General features: G+C 46.6%; 18 protein-coding genes and 2 tRNA genes. 8 read left to right on the top strand and 12 right to left on the bottom strand.

Features of this window, described 5'->3' with window-relative positions; all coding sequences use genetic code 11:
• Positions 1–14 precede the first annotated feature (14 nt).
• From nth to LJ740_RS11260, 9 genes are all read right to left on the bottom strand, one after another.
• On the bottom strand, positions 15–695 hold the full coding sequence (nth, locus tag LJ740_RS11300; RefSeq protein ID WP_229529200.1) for an endonuclease III: 681 nt from the start codon (positions 693–695) through the stop codon (positions 15–17).
• Positions 696–746: 51 nt separating this feature from the next.
• Positions 747–1,445, bottom strand: coding sequence for an electron transport complex subunit E (locus LJ740_RS11295; RefSeq protein ID WP_229529199.1), 699 nt, complete (start codon positions 1,443–1,445; stop codon positions 747–749).
• Positions 1,438–2,082, bottom strand: a complete 645-nt coding sequence (gene rsxG, locus LJ740_RS11290) for an electron transport complex subunit RsxG (RefSeq protein ID WP_229529198.1) — start codon at positions 2,080–2,082, stop codon at positions 1,438–1,440. Before rsxG ends, LJ740_RS11295 begins: the two co-directional genes overlap by 8 nt.
• Entirely contained in the window at positions 2,079–3,191 is a 1,113-nt protein-coding gene (gene rsxD, locus LJ740_RS11285; protein ID WP_229529197.1) for an electron transport complex subunit RsxD, read from the bottom strand. Before rsxD ends, rsxG begins: the two co-directional genes overlap by 4 nt.
• A gap of 6 nt (positions 3,192–3,197) precedes the next feature.
• Positions 3,198–5,387 (bottom strand): electron transport complex subunit RsxC, encoded by a 2,190-nt coding sequence (gene rsxC, locus LJ740_RS11280; RefSeq protein WP_229529196.1) that lies wholly within the window; start codon positions 5,385–5,387, stop codon positions 3,198–3,200.
• Positions 5,388–5,397: 10 nt separating this feature from the next.
• The gene (gene rsxB, locus LJ740_RS11275) at positions 5,398–5,940 is read right to left on the bottom strand and encodes an electron transport complex subunit RsxB (RefSeq protein ID WP_229529195.1); all 543 of its coding nucleotides are present in this window, start codon (positions 5,938–5,940) and stop codon (positions 5,398–5,400) included.
• Between the two features lie 9 nt (positions 5,941–5,949).
• Positions 5,950–6,534, bottom strand: coding sequence for an electron transport complex subunit RsxA (gene rsxA / locus LJ740_RS11270; protein WP_229529194.1), 585 nt, complete (start codon positions 6,532–6,534; stop codon positions 5,950–5,952).
• Between the two features lie 162 nt (positions 6,535–6,696).
• Positions 6,697–6,773, bottom strand: a tRNA-Asn gene (locus tag LJ740_RS11265).
• A gap of 32 nt (positions 6,774–6,805) precedes the next feature.
• Positions 6,806–6,882: transfer RNA gene (locus LJ740_RS11260), tRNA-Asn, on the bottom strand.
• A gap of 1,283 nt (positions 6,883–8,165) precedes the next feature.
• Here LJ740_RS11260 and LJ740_RS11255 point away from each other — a divergent pair.
• From LJ740_RS11255 to LJ740_RS11245, 3 genes are all read left to right on the top strand, one after another.
• Entirely contained in the window at positions 8,166–9,491 is a 1,326-nt protein-coding gene (locus LJ740_RS11255) for an MATE family efflux transporter (RefSeq protein ID WP_229529637.1), read from the top strand.
• Entirely contained in the window at positions 9,488–11,488 is a 2,001-nt protein-coding gene (gene uvrB / locus LJ740_RS11250) for an excinuclease ABC subunit UvrB (protein ID WP_229529193.1), read from the top strand. The genes LJ740_RS11255 and uvrB overlap by 4 nt, the downstream gene beginning before the upstream one ends.
• 234 nt (positions 11,489–11,722) lie before the next feature.
• Entirely contained in the window at positions 11,723–12,676 is a 954-nt protein-coding gene (locus LJ740_RS11245; protein ID WP_229529192.1) for a LysR family transcriptional regulator, read from the top strand.
• A gap of 49 nt (positions 12,677–12,725) precedes the next feature.
• Here the strand turns inward: LJ740_RS11245 and LJ740_RS11240 are convergent, their stop codons facing one another.
• From LJ740_RS11240 to queC, 3 genes are all read right to left on the bottom strand, one after another.
• The gene (locus LJ740_RS11240; protein ID WP_229529191.1) at positions 12,726–12,953 is read right to left on the bottom strand and encodes a hypothetical protein; all 228 of its coding nucleotides are present in this window, start codon (positions 12,951–12,953) and stop codon (positions 12,726–12,728) included.
• A 269-nt stretch (positions 12,954–13,222) separates the two neighbouring features.
• Positions 13,223–14,014: a serine O-acetyltransferase gene (cysE, locus tag LJ740_RS11235; protein WP_377307007.1), complete on the bottom strand. Its 792-nt coding sequence runs from the start codon at positions 14,012–14,014 to the stop codon at positions 13,223–13,225.
• Positions 14,015–14,216: 202 nt separating this feature from the next.
• Positions 14,217–14,876 (bottom strand): 7-cyano-7-deazaguanine synthase QueC, encoded by a 660-nt coding sequence (gene queC, locus LJ740_RS11230; RefSeq protein ID WP_229529189.1) that lies wholly within the window; start codon positions 14,874–14,876, stop codon positions 14,217–14,219.
• Between the two features lie 152 nt (positions 14,877–15,028).
• Here queC and queE point away from each other — a divergent pair, with 152 nt between their 5' ends.
• The 5 genes from queE to LJ740_RS11205 all read left to right on the top strand — a co-directional run bounded on the left by queE (position 15,029) and on the right by LJ740_RS11205 (position 19,303).
• Positions 15,029–15,706, top strand: a complete 678-nt coding sequence (queE, locus tag LJ740_RS11225; protein WP_229529636.1) for a 7-carboxy-7-deazaguanine synthase QueE — start codon at positions 15,029–15,031, stop codon at positions 15,704–15,706.
• Positions 15,707–15,812: 106 nt separating this feature from the next.
• Positions 15,813–16,226: a DUF6841 family protein gene (locus LJ740_RS11220; protein WP_229529188.1), complete on the top strand. Its 414-nt coding sequence runs from the start codon at positions 15,813–15,815 to the stop codon at positions 16,224–16,226.
• A 32-nt stretch (positions 16,227–16,258) separates the two neighbouring features.
• Positions 16,259–17,101, top strand: a complete 843-nt coding sequence (locus LJ740_RS11215) for an amino acid ABC transporter substrate-binding protein (RefSeq protein ID WP_229529187.1) — start codon at positions 16,259–16,261, stop codon at positions 17,099–17,101.
• 59 nt (positions 17,102–17,160) lie between these two features.
• Positions 17,161–17,715 (top strand): DUF2058 domain-containing protein, encoded by a 555-nt coding sequence (locus LJ740_RS11210; RefSeq protein ID WP_229529186.1) that lies wholly within the window; start codon positions 17,161–17,163, stop codon positions 17,713–17,715.
• Between the two features lie 409 nt (positions 17,716–18,124).
• Complete coding sequence (locus LJ740_RS11205; RefSeq protein WP_229529185.1) at positions 18,125–19,303, top strand: serine hydrolase domain-containing protein; 1,179 nt, start codon at positions 18,125–18,127, stop codon at positions 19,301–19,303.
• The last annotated feature ends 5 nt before the right edge of the window (positions 19,304–19,308 follow it).

The raw sequence follows: 19,308 nt of genomic DNA, 5'->3' as shown, positions 1-19,308 counted from the left end.
CCGGTAAAGCCACATCACTTCGTCTTTTTCGCTTTTTCCTTCAGTACTTCATTGATAAAACTCTTGCGACCGTACTGACGGGTAATGATGCACTTGTCCAGGTCGAAACCTCTTGCCGGACAATATTCGCGACCGTAATAGATGATCTGAAGATGCAGGTCGTTCCATTTTTCTCTCGGAAACAGGCGTTTGGCATCGCGTTCCGTTTGTTCAACACTTTTACCGTTTGACAGCCCCCAGCGATACATCAGGCGATGAATATGGGTATCGACCGGGAAGGCGGGAACGTTGAAGGCCTGAGCCATGACAACTGACGCCGTTTTGTGTCCAACCCCTGGCATGGCTTCCAGCGCCTTAAAATCCTGGGGAACCTCGCCACCGTGGAGCTTGATGATCATGTCAGAAAGATGCCAGATACCCTTTGATTTCATAGGAGACAGGCCACAAGGTCTGATGATTTCCTGAATCTCTTCAATGCTCATTTTTACCATATCAAAGGGATTATCAGCTTTGGCAAACAACAGGGGAGTAATTTGATTCACCCGTTCATCGGTGCATTGTGCAGACAATAAAACCGCCACCAAGAGGGTGTAGGGATCTTTGTGATCTAACGGGATTGGTACTTCGGGGTACAGCTCATCAAGGATGTTGATGATTGCCTGTACTTTTTGCTGTTTTGCTATAGGTGCACTCATGCTGCTCATTTTTTAAAGGTATCTTTTGTGTATTTTTTGATTTTGTTTTGCTTAGCTTTCGCTGGTGACCCGGGCGCGAGACACGATTTTTTCTTGCTGGGCACCCATCACTGCGTTCTCTACCCGTTGATTGAGCACATTTTTCAGGGCTATCAACAAACCCATGCCTAAAAAGGCGCCAGGCGGCAATATGGCCAGCAAAAACGGACTGTCGGTTTCGAAAATCACCAGCTTCATGGCTTTGGCCCAGTCTCCCAGCAACAAGTGCATGCCATCAAACAGGGTGCCATTGCCCAATAGTTCGCGCATCGAACCCAGTAGCACCAACACCAGCAGGAAACCCATACCCATAATAAAGCCATCGTAGGCGGACTGTTTAAGTGGATTCTTTGAGGCATAGGCTTCAGCGCGACCGATTATGGCGCAGTTGGTTACAATCAGCGGGATAAAGATACCCAGTGCCTGATACAGGCTGAATGTATAGGCGTTCATCAGGAGTTCGACTATGGTCACAAAGGTGGCAATCACCAGTACAAACACCGGAATGCGAATTTCATTGGGCACCAGGTTGCGCACTAACGAAACCGTACAATTGGAGCCAATTAATACTAAGGTGGTTGCAATACCCAGCCCCAGCGCATTTACCACAGAGCTGGTTACCGCCAGCAGCGGGCACAGCCCCAACAGTTGTACCAACGCCGCGTTGTTTTTCCATAAACCTTGCCAGGTCAGTTGTTGATATTCAGTCATTTCCAGACTCCCTGAGCTGAGACTCACAGTGATTTTCCATTGCAAACACGGCCTGATAATTATCTTGCGTCCAGTTGATGGTGTGTTTGACACCGTTGACGATAGCGCGGGGGGTGATGGTGGCACCGGTAAACTGGTCAAACTTACCCCCGTCTTTTTTCACAGCCCAATCAGTCCGACGGGTATCAGCTGCGGCCAGATTATCAAACAGCGTGATCCAGTCACTGATACGCAATTCAATCTTATCTCCAAGGCCCGGGGTTTCTTTGTGTTCAAGAACTCTTACCCCACCAATAACATCATTGTTTATCAAGGATACCAGGTAGGTGATATTCCCGCTGTAGCCTTGCTGACTGACTGTTTCGATAACGAGCCCGGAGGGGGCTCCCTGAAAATAGCCGCGATAAATTTTTAGCGGTGTAGCCTGCTCCGACGGTGATATCAATACGCAGTTCTGGGTAATATTGTTGTCCCAGTGTTGCTCGGGAAACACTTCGGTAATGGTGCTTTGAGCTTTTTTTAGCACCTGCTGTTCAATAACCGGCGCTGTGATCCAGTGGGTTATTGCGATCAGAATCGTGGTTGCCAAAGTAAAACCGCCGAGTATGGCTCCGTTTTTAGAGACGCCCTGCATCATTTGTCGCCTCCTTGTTTTTTCTTTGCCTTAACGGGTTTAGCCTGCGTATACCCGTAGGTTCTGGGGCGGGTGTAATAGTCGATTACCGGTACACACATATTCATCAGTAGTACTGAAAAAGCGATAGCGTCAGGATATCCACCGAAGCTGCGAATGATAAATACCAACAAACCCACTCCAAAACCGAATATCAGTCGGCCCTTATTGCTGGTTGCCGCAGTAACCGGGTCGGTGATGATAAAAAATGCACCTAACATGGTGCCGCCACTGAATAAGTGTAGCAGCGGACTAATCTGAGTATCCGGTGAAACTAAATACCAAAGCAGGGCTGGCAGGCCGAGTCCCGCCAACATTCCCACCGGCAGGTGCCAGTTTATCAGGTTAAATTGCAGTAGCAGAAAGCCGCCCACCAGAAAGGCAATATTGACCCAAAACCAGCCTTTGCCAAATCCAGCCGCCAAATTCCCCGATTCAATAAACAAGTTGGTGAAGGTGATTTCTGACAGGGTAAAGCCTTTATTAAGCAGGTTTTTCATTTCATCCAATGGCGTTGCCATGGTGAATCCATCAATATTGGTGCGCAACTGCACGACGCTGTAACCTTCGGTGGTATAACCGGTAAATGTTAGGGACAGGGCATCTGTCAGATTGTGATTAATCTGAGAAAGCTCCATGACGGGTGCCCAGGCGGTCATTTGCACCGGAAAAGATATCAGCAATACCACGTAGGCGGTCATGGCGGGATTAAACAGGTTAAACCCTAGACCACCATACAGCTGTTTGGCGATCGCAATCGCAAAGAAGGCACCGATTACCGTCATCCACCAGGGCGCAAATGGCGGAATGGAAATACCTAATAACAAGGCGGTCAGCAAGGCGCTGGAATCTTTAATTGCTAATTCGAAATTTTTCTTGCGCAGCTCCAGTATTACGGCTTCTGTAATAACTGCAACGATACCCGCGATGGCGATATTAATTAAAACGCCGTAGCCAAAAAACCAGGTTTGCACAGCAATGCCAGGTACGGCAAAGAGCATCACCAAACGCATTATCTCGCTGGTAGTGCGCTTTTGAGTCAGGTGTGGAGAACTGGATAAGCTTAATTTCATAGGGGCTTAATCATCCTGTTCGTTGTTTTTGGATTGTTGCTCCCGGGCGGCACGTTTTGCTTTGGCCCGGGCAATGGCCGCAGCCACGCGATCTTGTTTGTCATCTGAGCTTTCTGGTGCGTTCGCCGATGCTTCGGGCATAGCCTGCGCATCGGGTTCATTATGTGAGCTGTTTTCTAACTCAAATTCAGGGGCTGCAGGCGCATTTTCAGCCTGTTGTGCTTTTTTGGCTTTGGCACGGGCGATAGCGGCGGCAACACGGGCCTTTTGTGGATCATCACCGGCAGGTTTATCACCTTCCTGCGTTGCCGGTTTATCGCTTAGGGTAGATGTGCCTTCAGTCTGTTGTGCTTTTTTGGCTTTGGCCCGGGCAATGGCAGCGGCAACCCGGGCTTTTTGCGGATCATCATCGGCAGCTTTATCACCTTCCTGCGTTGCCGGTTCATCGCTTAGGGCAGATGTGCTTTCAGCCTGTTGCGCTTTTTTGGCTTTGGCCCGGGCGATAGCGGTCGCGACTCTGGATTGCTGCTCTGTTGAATTGCTATCACCGGGAGTTGTATCTTTGACTGGCTCTGTCGTTGCTGTCTCAACCTGCCTGGTGGCATCTGAGTCATGCTCAGCTTGTTGCGCTTTTTTGGCTTTGGCACGGGCCAGCGCAGCCGCTACCCGATCGTTGGCTGCCGGTACTGCTGGCTTATCTTTTGTCTGTACTGCCTGCTCCTGACGTTTAGCACGAGCAGCTGCACTTTGTCGGGCCTTTTCTTCCCGTTCCAATTTTTCTTTTTCCAGACGGGCATTGCGCGCTTCAAATCGCTCTTTGGCCTTGGCAGCTTTGATGGCTTCGTCTTGCTGAATTCGGATATCCGCTTTGGCCCCGCGATAATAATGCACCAGCGGAATGTTGCTGGGACACACAAAAGCACAGGCGCCACACTCGATACAGTCGAACAGGTTTAGTGCTTGTGCCTTGTCGTATTCTTTTGCTTTGGCGTGCCAATATAATTGTTGCGGCAATAACCCTGCCGGACAGGCATCGGCACAGGCTCCACATCGGATACAGGGGTGCTCGTCACCAGGAAAGGGCATTTCTTTATCTGAGGGCACTAAAATACAGTTGCTGGTTTTGACTATGGGCACCAGATCAGAGTGCAGGGTGTAACCCATCATGGGGCCACCCATAATTACTCTTTTTGCCTTTTGCTGCCCTGCAAGATAACCGCATTGGGCGATGGCATGAGCAACAGGTGTGCCCAATGGCAACCAGACATTCTGTGGTGTTGTCAGCGCTTCGCCTGTTACAGTAACGACTCTTTCCAGTAGCGGTTTACCACTGAATATGGCATCGGCTATGGCATAACAGGTACCCACATTATGCATAATAATACCGATATCTACCGGTAGTCCCTTGCTGGGAACTTCTTTGCCGGTAAGTACCTGAATAAGTTGTTTTTCGCCACCTGCCGGATATTTGGTTTCGACTGCGCACAGACTATAAGCAGGGTTGTCCTGAAAGGCGATCTCCATGGCAGCAAAGGCCTCAGGTTTATTATCTTCAATCGCGATGAGAACATGGCGTGGTTTTAAGATATGGCTGAGCACATCAATACCTTGCCGGATTTGCCAGGCGTGTTCACGCATTAATCTGTCGTCGGAGGTAATGTAAGGTTCACACTCAACGCCGTTGATAATCAGGAATTCAATGTTGCGACCCGAAGACAGTTTGATGTGGGCAGGAAAACCGGCGCCGCCCATACCGGCAATACCGGCGCTGCAAATTTCCTCCACCAAAGTGGCGCGGGGCAGGGACTGGTAATCGGAAACCGGTTTGAGATCTACCCATTCCTCTTTGCCATCGGGCACTAAAATCAACGTCTGCTCAGGAATACCTGAGGGGTGATTGGAAACGTGTTGCCTGATATCTTCTATGGTGCCAGACGTAGGGGCATGGATTGGCACTGACAACGGGTTCATGCTCTGTGTCAGTGGTTGTCCTTTTAATACCCGGTGGCCTTTTTCAACGGATATCCGGCCGGATACCCCTACGTGTTGTTTAACCGGAATATAGAGCTTGTCGGCCAGCGGCAGGCGTTCAATTTCAACGTTATTGGACAGTGCTTTTTTCCCTGGGGGGATCACGCCACCTGGAAATTGCCAAAATTGACCTTTTTTGATTCTCTCGAGTATTTCGTTGAACATAACCAATCCCTTAACTCACCTGTTTGACCGGGATTTGGTCCAGTTGCCAGCGCCAGTTCTTTTCAGTTTCTTTTACCGGTAGCATGTCGATACAGTCGACCGGGCACGGAGCAACACAGAGATCACAACCGGTACATTCGTCGATGATCACTGTGTGCATTTGGCGCGTGGCACCAACAATGGCATCTACCGGGCAAGCCTGAATACACTTAGTACAGCCGATACATTCATCTTCGCGAATGTTAGCGACTTTTTTCACGTCTTCAGCGCCATGGGCTGCGTCTAAAGGTTTGGCTTCAACACCCATAAGATCTGCCAGCTTTTTAATGGTGGCTTCACCGCCGGGTGGGCACTTATTGATATCGTCGCCGTTGGCAATGGCTTCGGCGTAGGGTTTACATCCCGGGTAACCACACTGACCACATTGCGTTTGGGGCAGTAATTCATCTATCTGTTCTACAAGGGGATCACCTTCAACACGAAATCGAATAGCGGCATAGCCCAGAAGCGCCCCAAACAATAACGCCAGCACTGTAATTGCAATAAAACTCAAATCAACTCCCTAGGAAAACTTAACCAGTCCGGAGAAGCCCATAAAGGCCAGTGACATTAATCCCGCAGTGACCATAGCAATAGCGGCCCCTTTAAAGGGAACCGGTACATCTGCAACCGCTAATCGTTCACGCATGGCTGAAAACAGAATAAGCACTATCGAAAACCCCACAGCAGCACCAAACCCATAGAGCACCGATTCTACAAAGTTGTGTTGTTCCTTTATATTTAACAGGGCGACACCTAACACGGCGCAATTGGTGGTGATCAGTGGTAAGAAGATACCTAATAAACGGTACAGGGTAGGGCTGGTTTTATTTACCACCATCTCGGTAAACTGCACTACAACAGCGATCACCAGGATAAAGCTCAGGGTGCGCAGATAAGTTAACCCCAGCGGGAACAGTATGTATTGTTCCACAAGGTAACTGCACACGGACGCCAAAGTGAGTACAAAGGTGGTGGCCATTGACATACCAATAGCGGTTTCCAGCTTGCCGGATACGCCCATAAAAGGGCAGAGACCAAGAAACTGTACCAATACAAAATTGTTTACCAACACTGTGCTGACCAGCAACAGCAAAAATTCAGTCATAAGCGCTAAAAAATAGAAAAAAATGTCTGGCGATTGACCGCCGATTGAAATCGCTGCCTATTATCGTGTTTTATGACAAGATAAACAACTTAAGAATCATGGGTTTAAAATCTATGAAAAGACCGGATTTGGGACAGAGAATAATAAAGGAGAAAAGAAGAGTGGCTCCCCCTCCCCGACTCGAACGGGGGACCTGCGGATTAACAGTCCGTCGCTCTAACCAACTGAGCTAAGGGGGAACAGATATACTTATCAGATTGTAAAGTTTTAGTGGCTCCCCCTCCCCGACTCGAACGGGGGACCTGCGGATTAACAGTCCGTCGCTCTAACCAACTGAGCTAAGGGGGAACGTTACTAAACTTTATGTTGTTTCGGGCGTATTCATGAAGGCATCACAACCCGCCTCGTCACAACGGACGCGAATAATAAAGAGGTGGATGGGAGGTGTCAATATTATTACAGAATTATTTTTTCAATTGCTGATTAATTAAGCTTTTTACGCCATTAAGAGGATTATTCGCTGTGCTCGTTTGTTTTGCGGCTTAGGTGATCAGGTTGTCTTTGAGCAGATTGTCGATCTGTGCAAGCAGGAGACAGACCAATTTCAGATGAATACTGTAAGCGTTATCATTGTGCACGGTGGAAATTGGGGGTTATTGTGAACGCGTTTAACGTATGCCACAAAATACGATTATAAAAATGACAATTTTATGAAAAAAAGATCTATTAGACTTATGGATATCTGTCTAAATATACAGTTGTTAACAATTCATTAACGATAATCAGCGACACTTAACGTTAGTGTCAACTTACCTTTTTTTTACCTCGATTGCCCCCAGCTCGCGTCTTTATTGGGCAATCCACAGTTATCCACTAAATCTGTGGATAACTATGTGAATTAAATTGGAACACATTGCCACAGCCCTCGACTTACCGTGTCAAGATGAAACTTTTAAATTATTCGAAAAAGATATTAAGTTGAATAAAAACAATAGCTTAAGATGTTGTTAAGAAATGTTTCAGGGAGCGTGATTGAATTTTGACCAGTCAAAATTCGCTTGTGTGTTGTTTTACGAGTCAACAAAAAAATTTAAAAAATAATTGGATTTTTCTCTTGATTTTAGTGCGTAATTGCAGTCCCGACTAAACGCTGACCATTTGGTTCAAAAACTAATCCGCGATGATGAAACTATCATCAACAGCTATCTCTCTGAATTATGTGACAGTTCTTTGACATAAACCGAATAAATATTGACGCTGCGATTTTCATTCGCCTTGGTTACTTAAATTTGTTGCGGGTCAAAAATCCACAAAATGCCGGACCATCACTGATGCGGTTGTTTATGCGTTTACATTTTGTGCGGCGGGCTTTCGGAACAGCGCTTTTGTTAAATTAGTTACAAACTAAATCCAGGTGGGCGTAGCCTTACCATTGCGCATAAAGTAAACTTAGCGGTTCATAATTATATGGAACGCGCTTTTCCATCACATCGGGTTTTTTTTGTCTTGAATATTGTCCGCGATAAACCCGTAACACTTTGTTTTATCACAACTACGAGAACCAGATAGTGTCCAATGCTTCCCAGGCTCCTAATTTATTGCAGGGAGATATAAAACAAACCCTGAAATCAATGACTGTACCCGTTATCTACGGCATGATTTTATTAATGACGTTTGGTTTGGTAGATACCTTTTTTGTCAGTTTATTAGGTACAGAGCAACTGGCGGCCATCAGTTTTACTTTTCCGGTGACGTTTACGGTCATCAGTTTAAACATTGGTTTGGGCATCGGTACCTCGGCTACCATAGCCAGGTTGATGGGGGCGGGGGATAAAACCACGGCCCACGGTGCAGGCACCGGAGCATTGGTCCTGTCATTTATCATGGCAACGTTGCTGGCTTTTGTGGGATTGTTGTTCATCGAACCTATTTTTAGTTTACTGGGGGCTTCTGCAGCGGAGATGCCCCATATTATAGATTACATGGTGGTCTGGTACGGTGCCGGTATCTTTCTGGCATTGCCTATGGTGGGTAACGCTGTGTTGCGCGCCAATGGTGATACCAAAACTCCCAGTATGATCATGGCATTGGGCGGGGCGATTAACGCCGTGCTGGACCCGATTTTTATCTTCGGTCTGGGACCTATTCCGGCAATGGGGATACAGGGGGCAGCCCTGGCAACCTTAATTGCCTGGGCCGTTGGTTCGGCACAAATTATTTATCTGCTGGTAAAGCGCGATTTAATTATTCCCCGTATGCTCAGTTTTTCTGAATTGCGGGAGTACAGCCGTAATATCCTGAAAATCGGTGTTCCTGCAGCCGGCGCGAATATGCTCACGCCAATCGCCAATGGTGTCATGACTGCTATTGTGGCGGGCTTCGGTTCTGCAGCCGTGGCCTCCTGGGGTGTGGGTGGCCGGATTGAGTCGATAGCCAGTATCGTGATTCTGGCGTTATCCATGACCTTACCGCCATTTATCAGCCAGAATTACGGCGCAGCACGTATTCAACGGGTTAAAGATGCCTATCTATTGTGTCTGAAATTTGTGCTGTTTTGGCAGTTTGCCGTGTTCTTGGTGATGTGGTTACTGGCGCCTTTTATTGCACGCATCTTCGCCCAGGAGCAGGAAGTCGTCGACCTCATACAGCTATTTCTGATGATAGTGCCAATCGGTTATGGCTTGCAGGGTATCATCATTCTTACCAATTCATCGTTTAACGCCATGCACAAACCAATGAGTGCGCTGTTGCTCAGCGTGATCAGATTGTTTGTGTTTTTCGTACCCATTTCCTGGTTAGGCAGCTTGTTGTATCAGTTAGAAGGTATGTTCTGGATGGGCATAGTGGCTAATCTACTGACAGCTTTTGTCGCCTTTATGTGGTTTAAAAGACTACTGGATGAAGAAATGAGTGCATTGATGGTGAACGAACAAACAAAACCTGAAGCGGTGTCATGAGCAGAGGATTCGAACTTAAGTCAAAATATCAACCGGCAGGGGATCAGCCTCAGGCAATCGAGGCTTTGGTGGAAGGCCTGGGCTACGGCCTGGCCCATCAAACTTTATTGGGGGTCACCGGGTCAGGTAAAACCTTTACTATGGCCAACATTATTCAGGAAGTGCAGCGGCCCACCCTGATACTGGCCCACAATAAAACCCTGGCGGCTCAGCTTTATGGCGAAATGAAAGAGTTCTTTCCCAATAACGCGGTAGAATATTTTGTTTCTTATTATGATTATTATCAGCCGGAAGCATACGTACCCACCACAGATACCTTTATTGAAAAAGATGCTTCCATTAACGATCACATAGAACAGATGCGTTTATCGGCCACCAAAGCATTGATGGAACGCCGCGATGTTGTGATCGTGTCCAGTGTGTCAGCTATTTACGGCTTAGGGGATCCCGAGTCTTACATGAAGATGCTGCTGCATTTGCGTCAGGGCGATATCATGGATCAGCGTGATATTTTACGCCGACTAGCCGAACTGCAGTACAAACGCAATGATGTTAATTTTGAACGCGGGACGTTCCGGGTTCGTGGTGATGTGATTGATATCTTTCCCGCTGATTCTGAAAAACAAGGGGTCAGAGTGGAGCTGTTTGATGAAGAGATCGAACGCATTCAACTGTTTGACCCACTTACCGGAGCCATCGAAAAGCAGGTGGCCAGAGCCACGGTTTTCCCCAAAACTCACTATGTGACTCCCAGAGAAAAGATCCTTGCGGCCATCGACCGTATCAAAGAAGAGCTAAAAGAGCGTCAGGCGCAATTAAAAGACGTCAATAAACTGATTGAGGAACAGCGTATTACGCAACGAACTCAGTTTGACATCGAAATGATGACCGAGTTGGGTTACTGCTCCGGTATCGAAAACTACAGTCGTTATTTATCAGGCAGGGCGCCGGGCGAGCCACCGCCCACCCTGATTGATTACTTTCCAGCAGACGGACTAATGTTCATCGATGAATCTCATGTCACGGTGTCGCAGATTGGGGCCATGTACAAAGGCGATCGCTCCCGAAAAGAAACCCTGGTGGAATACGGCTTCAGACTTCCCTCTGCCCTGGACAACCGACCGCTAAAATTTGAAGAGTTTGAAACACTGTCACCGCAAACTATCTATGTGTCAGCGACCCCCGGTAAATACGAGCTGGAAAAATCTGCCGGTGATGTCGTTGAGCAGGTTGTCAGGCCCACCGGACTGGTGGATCCGCAACTGGAGATTCGCCCGGTTGGCACTCAGGTAGACGATTTGCTCTCAGAAATTCACAAACGCGTCAACGTTAATGAGCGGGTGCTGGTGACCACGTTAACCAAACGCATGGCAGAGGATCTGAGCGACTATCTGAATGAGCACCAGGTTAAGGTGCGTTATCTGCATTCCGACATAGATACAGTTGAGCGGATGGAGATCATTCGCGATTTGCGCTTAGGCAAGTTTGATGTGTTGGTGGGCATAAACCTGTTGCGGGAAGGTCTGGATATGCCGGAAGTGAGTCTGGTGGCCATCCTGGATGCTGATAAAGAGGGTTTCCTGCGTTCTGACCGCTCATTGATTCAGACCATAGGCCGTGCGGCCAGAAACATTAACGGTAGAGCTATTTTATATGCCGACTCCATCACCGGGTCTATGCAACGGGCCATCGAAGAAACCAATCGCCGCCGGGAAAAACAGGAAGCCTTCAACCTCGAAAATGGTATTACGCCGCAACCGCTGCATAAACCAGTTACCGATGTCATGGATATGGGGAGTGACTCCGAAGGAAGAGAGCCGCGTATGGCTGCAGAGCGGGGCGCTGACTACAAGCTGGATGCCAGGTCGTTAATGGCTGAAATCGCCAAACTGGAAAAGCAAATGTTTGAACATGCCCAAAATCTGGAGTTTGAACAGGCAGCATCAATACGTGATCAGGTGGAAGCCTTACGGGCAAAAGTAGTGGTTTCTTCTTAGTAATTTAGGCGCAACCCCTGCTTTTAGTGCAAATAATCTGCATTTTTCAGTGGATTTGTAGTGCTGCTTCACAATTTCCAACGGTGATCGGAGCGTAACCGGATTTTCTGCATTAGTATTAAATTAAATACGTTTGGTGTGATTCAGAGCGTGTTGACCTTTGCGGCAAAATGGTACTGCAAAGGTCCGGCGGGCCCTGATATCCAACAATTAATGAATGCAGTGGTGAGTTTTATGCTAAATCGTTTACAGGAATCCGATATAAAGTTGTTAAGAGTGTTTTTTGCCGTAGCTTCGTGTAACGGATTTACCGCTGCAGAGCCGGTGTTACGTATGCAAAGACCTAACATTAGTGCCGCCATTAAAAAACTGGAAGAACGGCTGGATTTAATTCTTTGCCAACGCGGACGAGGCGGCTTTCAACTCACCAAAGAAGGTGAGGTGGTATATCAGGAAACCAAGCGCATTTTTAATACCTTTGACAACTTTGTTTTTAACCTGAAGAGTTTGCACGATGACTATTCAGGCCATATCACCCTGGTAGTACAGTCCTCATTATCAGCCAGCATAATGGCGGCAGTGGCGAAAGCAGTAAAAAGCACCATGAATAAATTTGATGATATTCACGTCAATATTCAAACCCGTCAGTACCAGGATATCGAACATGTGGCCTTGTCCGGGGAGTGTCACCTGGTGCTGTCCTGTTACGATCTGGTAAAGCCTGAATCGGTTAATTTTAACGCCATTAATTCTGCGGTAACGGGTAAATTATATTGCGCTAAAAGCCATATTTTAGCGAAAGTGCAAGATCTGAAAGAGATTAATCTCGAAGAGTTTCCCGCGGTGGGGATGTCAGGCCTGTCTTCCGGTAATTATGTACGGAACGGCAAACGCCTTTCAGTGAAAACCTGGTCTGATTGTTGGGAGTCTTGTCGTTCGGCAATTCTGACCGGCGAGTACATCGGTCTGTTACCGGATTATCTGGTAACCGCTGAAATGGCGGAGTATATCGTGCCTGTGGCTCAGCAACAGTTCTATTTTGAGCATCAGCTTTATGTTTTAAATGGCAAAAACGTCAGACTCAACCCGGTACTCAAGCACTGTATTAAAGAGTTAAGCTGGTTTATTGAGCAGGCCAGTGCCGGAGTAAAACCCCATCCAAAGCCTAGTCTGGCAGCAGTGAGTTAGCTGCCAGAGAAGCGCCGCTTAACGTAAGTGTTACCTTTTCCAGGTTGCATTAGTGCAGCAGGCGCTCATCAAAGCTACTGATCTCGCAGTAGGCTTCTAAAATCTCTTCGATAATTTTATCGTCCAGTTTTTGTAATCCGGACAAGGCGGCCAGAATTAAATCCTGGACGTCATAGGGCAGGTGACTCTGCTCCAAAAACAGATGTGCCTTAATGGCATCGTTGGCGGATAGAAACTTACATAGTTCAATGGCTTGTGCAGTAATTACCGGGTTCATAAAACTCTCCCACTTTTAACAAAGGTTAAATCTGGTGCAGCGCGTTTTCCCGTTGAATGACTTAAGTCCGTTGAATGGTTGTTATTTTATCCGGTTGGTCATGGCCTGTGCAGCTCAATAGCATGGCAAAGGCATTCTGGCTCTACAGCCACTATAGCTCATATCGCAGTATCCCCATAAATCAAAATCGCCTTAAGAATTCAGGAAAACCGATGAAATGGCTATAAGCTGGTTGATTTTCGGCTATAAAAAAGCCGCGCTTTTGGCGGCTAAGGTTTGTCGTCAGCTAAGACGTTTTGTTCCATGGTGTCGCAGGGGTTGCTGCAACAGGGACGACCCACAACGGTGGCCGGCACACCCACCACCGTAACATGCGGCGGGACGTGATTTAATACCACACTACCGGCACCGACTTTAGAGCCTTTGCCAACTTCGATGTTACCCAATATTTTGGCGCCAGCGCCTATCATCACCCCTTCGCGAATTTTAGGGTGGCGATCTCCCGCCATTTTACCCGTGCCGCCCAGGGTGACAGATTGCAAAATCGAGACATTGTCTTCAATCACGGTTGTTTCACCGATAACGATACCGGTGGCGTGATCGAACATGACGCCTTTGCCAATTTTAGCTGCCGGGTGAATATCGACGCCAAATGCCTCACTGTTTCTGCTTTGCAGAAATAGCGCCAAATCTTTGCGATTGCGTTGCCACAAATGGTGCGCGAGGCGATGTACCTGGATAGCCTGATAACCTTTAAAGTGGATCAATACCATTAAATAGGAGTGTACCGCCGGATCGCGGTCGTAACTGGCTTTGATATCTTCAATGCCTGAGCCAATAATATTGGCATCCGCCTCGTAGGCATCCATAAACACATCACGGATTGCCAGAGCCGGCATGACTTCATCAGCCAGTTTGTTAGACAGGATAAAGCTCAAAGCGGACTCAAAGTTTCTATGATTGAGAATACAGGCATGGGCATAACTGGCCAGTAACGGCTCAGAGGTTACGACGTGTAATGCGTCTTCTTGTAATCGCTGCCAAAAACTTTCTTTAATCATAGTGACTTTTTGTAGTGTGCTTTGCATCCATCCATCCTGATAATGATTCTATATTGATGACAAATCAATACGCGCTTAGTAAATCAATTCGCTTTGGTATGGTAACGTATCAGGACACCAATGAATTGTTTTTTATTCACTCTGTATATAATTAATCGCTATTAGTCAGATGTCAGCTTTATGAGGCTGACAATAGTGCCGATTAGCTTTCATACTCCAATGGATCTGAACTGGCATTTTTTTCGAACGCTTCGAGTCGCTCCTGGCAGGCGCCACATTTACCACAGGCTTTCTCCCTGCCGTTGTAGCAGGTCCAGGTCTGACTGTAGTCCAGGCCCATTTTCAAGCCGTCAGTCAGAATATCTATTTTACTCACCGTCAGATAGGGGGAGTATATCTCCACAGGCTGGTAATTGGCGATGGCACTGACATCATTCATTTTTTGCACGAACTCAGGACGACAATCCGGATAAATGGCGTGATCGCCTGAGTGTGCCCCGTAGTACACTTTATCTGCTTCTAATGACACCGCGTAACCTACGGCCATAGAAAGTAAAATCATGTTGCGATTTGGCACCACGGTTTGTTTCATACTCTCTTCTGCATAGTGACCTTCAGGCACGTCGATGTCAGCAGTCAAAGAAGAGCCGCCAATCAACTGGTTGATGGCCGAGATGTCCACAATTTTGTGATGTACATTCAGTTGCTTGCAGACTCTGGCGGCGTAATCCAGTTCCTTTTTGTGACGTTGTCCGTAGTCAAAAGAAAGCGGAAAAACCTGATACCCGTCTTTGATTGCTTTGTGCAGCACGGTGAAAGAATCCATACCGCCCGAATAAATAACCACAACTTTTTGTGTCATATGCCACTATTCTCTATAATCTTGTCTGTAATGACGGCGATTCTAGAGAATTCTTCGATAAACGCAATTGCTGTCCCGATATCTCAGCAACTAAGGTCACCAGTTTGAATTCACAAGCTACATCCTCGCAGCGTATTAACATCGTCAACGATGTGCCTACGGTTTATAAAATCAATGAAGTCTTTGAATCGATCCAGGGCGAGGGCGCTTTTACCGGTGTCCCTTCGGTGTTTATTCGGCTTCAGGGCTGTCCGGTGGGCTGCCCCTGGTGTGATACTAAACACACCTGGGATATTCCCCCCCATACAGAGACTACGGTCGAACAGGTGATGCAGGAAACCGCAGAGTCAGACAGCTGGTTTGCCGCCACAGCAGAGCAGTTGTTTGCCTTGTATCAGCAAAAAGGTTATCAGGCAAAACACATTATATTTACCGGTGGTGAACCGTGTTTGTACAACCTGGTACCGGTGACCCGACTGTTTATCGAGAATGGCTTTACTGCGCAAATTGAAACCAGCGGCACTTTTGGTTTGAAAGCCCACCCTGACACCTGGGTAACAGTGTCTCCTAAAATAAATATGAAAGGTGGCTATGAAGTCCGCCGCGAACTCCTGGAAAGTGCCCATGAAATTAAACACCCAATTGCTATGGAAAAACATGTGCAGGAACTGGATGAGCTACTTAAAGACAAAACCCTGCGAGCTGATTGTTTAATCTACCTGCAACCCATCAGCCAGCAAAAGCGGGCCACTGAACTGGCAGTAAAAACCTGCATTGAGCGCAACTGGCGTTTATCACTGCAAACCCACAAATTTATCGGAATTGAATAAATTTTAGCGGCAAGATCTTCAATAGCGGTTATGCTTTAAGAAGGCCTAAGAGTTTATCGAATTTTGTCGATAGCAGTATTGAGATAAAGAAAAAATAGGAAGATCTGTGCCAACACTTTCCCAAGAATTTTTTGATGATTATGCCAGAGCTTACGAGCAGTTTGACGCACAGGCCGTGTCTCAGATGTATTTCGTACCAGCCGTATTAATGAGTGACGAAACCAAAAGCGTGTTTACCTCGCAGGAAGCCATCGTCGATGTAATTGATGAATTGATGGACAAGCTACAGGCCGTGGGCGTGGCCATGTGTGAGGCTGATGTTTGTCAGACGATGCGCCTGTCGGAAAATATCATGTTTTCCAATGTTAAATGGACCTTTAAAGATGCGACTCAGCAAAAACTATTTAGTTGTTTTGTGTCCTATACATTGCAATTGGATGGGGAATCTTTAAAAATTATCGTCTCTGTGATTGATGATGAAGAAAGGGAGCTGGAGAGGCTGCTTTTTCCTGTAACATGATACAACGCCTGATTTTATTGTTTTGGCTGGGAATGGCCACAAGCCACAGTGCTAACGCGGCAACCTGGACATTATACTACCCACAACCTGAAGACGCAGAAGACAAACGCACCACCTATCCACTGGCTGTGTTGAAATTGGCCCTGAAGCATACCGGGGTCAATTACAATTTGTATCCCAGCCAAAAAGTCCTTACTCAGGGACGAGCCATCAAGCAACTCAAAGCTAACCGGGAGATCAGTCTGGTCTGGAGCATGACCGACAAAATACGCGAAGACGAGTTACTGCCGGTCAGAATACCAATATACAAAGGCTTGATCGGATGGCGATTGTTTCTGGTAACCGAAGATAACTACGACGTATTTAACACTTTTTCCACTATTCAGGAGTTGCGCCAATACACGCCTGTACAGGGCCATGACTGGCCGGATACTAAAATATTACAGGCCAACGGCTTCGAAGTGGTAACGGCCACTAACTTTGACGAAATGTTTAATATCGTACGCCTGGAGCGGGCCGGTTTCTTTCCCCGTTCAATAGTGGAAATTTGGTCAGAAATGGCGAATCCGGAATACAACCGGGGATTGAGAATTGAGCCCCACCTCGCCATTCGTTATCCCACTGCAACCTACTTTTTCTTTAATAAAAAGAATATTGTGATGAAAAACCTGATTGAGACCGGCTTGCGCAGAGCCATTGCCGCGGGCGAATTTGATCAGTTGTTTTTACGCGAGCATCAGCATTATATCGAACAGGCGAACATTAAAAATCGCATTGTGTTTGAGCTTGAAAATCCGGTGTTACCCGAAAATACTCCGCTGCAGGAGGCACAATTTTGGTATACCGTTGAAGACGCACAACAGACCGTTGACTAAATGGCATTGTGGCGTCATTCCGCATAGAATACTCCTTTTTTAACTTACCCGAGGTGTTCATGGCATTATCCCTTCAGGAGCAGCTTTTAAAATCCGGTTTAGCCGATAAAAAAAATGCTAAAAAAATCCAGAATGAAAAACGCAAGAAAGACAAAATCAGGCGTAAAAACAAGATTGTGGAAACTGATGAGGTAAAAGCATCGGTTCAGGCGCAACAGGCCGCAAAAAAACAAAAAGATCAGGCGCTAAATGCCGAAGCTAAAAAAGAGGCCGAGAAAAAACAAATAGCCGCGCAGATCATTCAGATGATCGATATGAATCAGCAGCCATTGAACAACGGTGACGTTAAATTTCAGTTTACTCACGACAACGTGATTAAATCGGTATTAGTGAATGAACGCACCCGTGGCCATTTGCAAGCCGGCAAGCTGGCGATTGTTAGCTTTAAAGACGGCTACGTCATTATACCTATTCAGGTGGCCGATAAAATCGCCGAGCGTGACGATGGTTGTATTCTGTACCGCGCCGATCAGCAGGAAGAATCGGTAGAAATGACCGAAGAAGAAAAAGACTGGTACGCCGATTACGAAATTCCCGACGATCTGGTGTGGTAATACCAAACTACAAACTTTTCATCCAAGAGTTGCTCCATGACCCGGGTACTGTTTTTGTAATTGTATTGCGGAATCCCGGTCATGGACTTTGGGTTTACCGAACGATGTAGTCCATTGCTTATCCAATTATTTTCCCCAATCATAATGTGTCCACATTCTTAAAACTACTTCTATTTTTCAGGTTCAATAACTTGATATTTGGGGCTGTGCTAATTATTGATTCGCCTGGAGTATGCTCCGTCTGGCTCTCCCGGAAGTTTTTCTCTATTGGTCCGTTATTGACTCTTTAATAAACCTTATATCTTTACCCTTTTTTTACCTTCCATTTATTACATTGATGTCTTGAATTGGTCATTCAGTGTCCAACTGTAATGCCCAGAAGACATTAATCTGCAAAGAGAAAATCATTATGAAATTAAGGAATATCGCATTAACAGGGCTATTGGCTATGAGTTTTTGTATTCTGGGGGGGTGTGGCTCCAGTAGTAATTCCACTCAAACTGAACCTCAACCTCAATCTCAACCTCAACCTCAACCAGATCCACCGACGTTGGCTGAAAGCCTGCAGGTGTTACTGGATAATACGGTGGGTGAAGACGTTCCCGGTGTTCTATTGCATGTCGAAGGCCCGGAAATTGATTTTACCGGAGCTGCAGGGCTTTCTGATATCGAGACTCAGTCCCCCATGCAGATATACCATCAAATGCCGGTAGGTAGCGCGGGCAAAAAAGCCACAGCGTTACTAGTCGCTATGTTACACGAAGAGGGGTTACTCAATATTGATGACCTGATATCAGAGTACCTGCCAGCCAGTATTTTAAGTAATATTCAATACAGTGACCAGATGACCATTCGTCAATTGCTCAACCACACTGCGGGCGTGCATGATTACCTTGATTCTGATACTGCCGGAGAGTGGTTCGCTTACGGCATTGAAACAGTAGGGCAGTTGAAAACTGATATCAATGCGCTGGAGTTTATTTACAATAAGCCTGCGTATTTTGAGCCTGGCACAGGGGTGCAGTACTCCAATTCCGGTTATTTATTGGCAGGGTTAATATTAGATGAAATACTCGGCGAACATCACTCTGTAGAACTTCGCAATCGAGTACTTATTCCTCTCGGCCTGAATGATACCTATTATGGTGGCATTGAAAATGAGTTGGGTACATCCATTTCGGGCTATATTCTGGAAGATGGCCAAATGGAAAACACTAAGCCGTTCTTTGAAAGTGTTGGTGTTGCAGACGCACCACTTGTCACTACTGCAAGCGACTTAAGTAAACTACTACGTGAAATCATGACGGATGATACTGTCATAACCGAGGAAATACGTGAGTTACTAATTGGCGAAGCCAGTATGGTAGAGACTAATTACGGATTTGATTTTGGATTGGGGTTGTTTGAAGATAACATTCTGGGACAGCAGGTTTACCATCATGGCGGTGCCGAAGTCGGTTATGAAACAAGAAATCTTTATTTCGTAGACGATGATATTACAGTTACCTTGTTTTCAAACTGTCATGGATACACTGCTTGTGACGAAAAAACAGAAATACTCATTCAACAAGTTTTGGCAAAGCTTTAGTTTTT

The sequence above is a fragment of the Planctobacterium marinum genome, assembly GCF_020687805.1.
Lineage (GTDB): Bacteria > Pseudomonadota > Gammaproteobacteria > Enterobacterales > Alteromonadaceae > Planctobacterium > Planctobacterium marinum.
Note: the sequence above shows the minus strand (reverse complement) of the source record. Positions and strands in the feature narration are given on the sequence as shown.

What these genes read in the sequence shown, in the direction of transcription:
- nth (WP_229529200.1), bottom strand. Translation starts at nt 695, where the DNA reads ATGAGTGCACCTATAGCAAAACAGCAAAAAGTACAGGCAATCATCAAC.
- LJ740_RS11295 (WP_229529199.1), bottom strand. Translation starts at nt 1,445, where the DNA reads ATGACTGAATATCAACAACTGACCTGGCAAGGTTTATGGAAAAACAAC.
- rsxG (WP_229529198.1), bottom strand. Translation starts at nt 2,082, where the DNA reads ATGATGCAGGGCGTCTCTAAAAACGGAGCCATACTCGGCGGTTTTACT.
- rsxD (WP_229529197.1), bottom strand. Translation starts at nt 3,191, where the DNA reads ATGAAATTAAGCTTATCCAGTTCTCCACACCTGACTCAAAAGCGCACT.
- rsxC (WP_229529196.1), bottom strand. Translation starts at nt 5,387, where the DNA reads ATGTTCAACGAAATACTCGAGAGAATCAAAAAAGGTCAATTTTGGCAA.
- rsxA (WP_229529194.1), bottom strand. Translation starts at nt 6,534, where the DNA reads ATGACTGAATTTTTGCTGTTGCTGGTCAGCACAGTGTTGGTAAACAAT.
- LJ740_RS11255 (WP_229529637.1), top strand. Translation starts at nt 8,166, where the DNA reads ATGACTGTACCCGTTATCTACGGCATGATTTTATTAATGACGTTTGGT.
- uvrB (WP_229529193.1), top strand. Translation starts at nt 9,488, where the DNA reads ATGAGCAGAGGATTCGAACTTAAGTCAAAATATCAACCGGCAGGGGAT.
- LJ740_RS11245 (WP_229529192.1), top strand. Translation starts at nt 11,723, where the DNA reads ATGCTAAATCGTTTACAGGAATCCGATATAAAGTTGTTAAGAGTGTTT.
- LJ740_RS11240 (WP_229529191.1), bottom strand. Translation starts at nt 12,953, where the DNA reads ATGAACCCGGTAATTACTGCACAAGCCATTGAACTATGTAAGTTTCTA.
- cysE (WP_377307007.1), bottom strand. Translation starts at nt 14,014, where the DNA reads ATGATTAAAGAAAGTTTTTGGCAGCGATTACAAGAAGACGCATTACAC.
- queC (WP_229529189.1), bottom strand. Translation starts at nt 14,876, where the DNA reads ATGACACAAAAAGTTGTGGTTATTTATTCGGGCGGTATGGATTCTTTC.
- LJ740_RS11215 (WP_229529187.1), top strand. Translation starts at nt 16,259, where the DNA reads ATGGCCACAAGCCACAGTGCTAACGCGGCAACCTGGACATTATACTAC.
- LJ740_RS11210 (WP_229529186.1), top strand. Translation starts at nt 17,161, where the DNA reads ATGGCATTATCCCTTCAGGAGCAGCTTTTAAAATCCGGTTTAGCCGAT.
- LJ740_RS11205 (WP_229529185.1), top strand. Translation starts at nt 18,125, where the DNA reads ATGAAATTAAGGAATATCGCATTAACAGGGCTATTGGCTATGAGTTTT.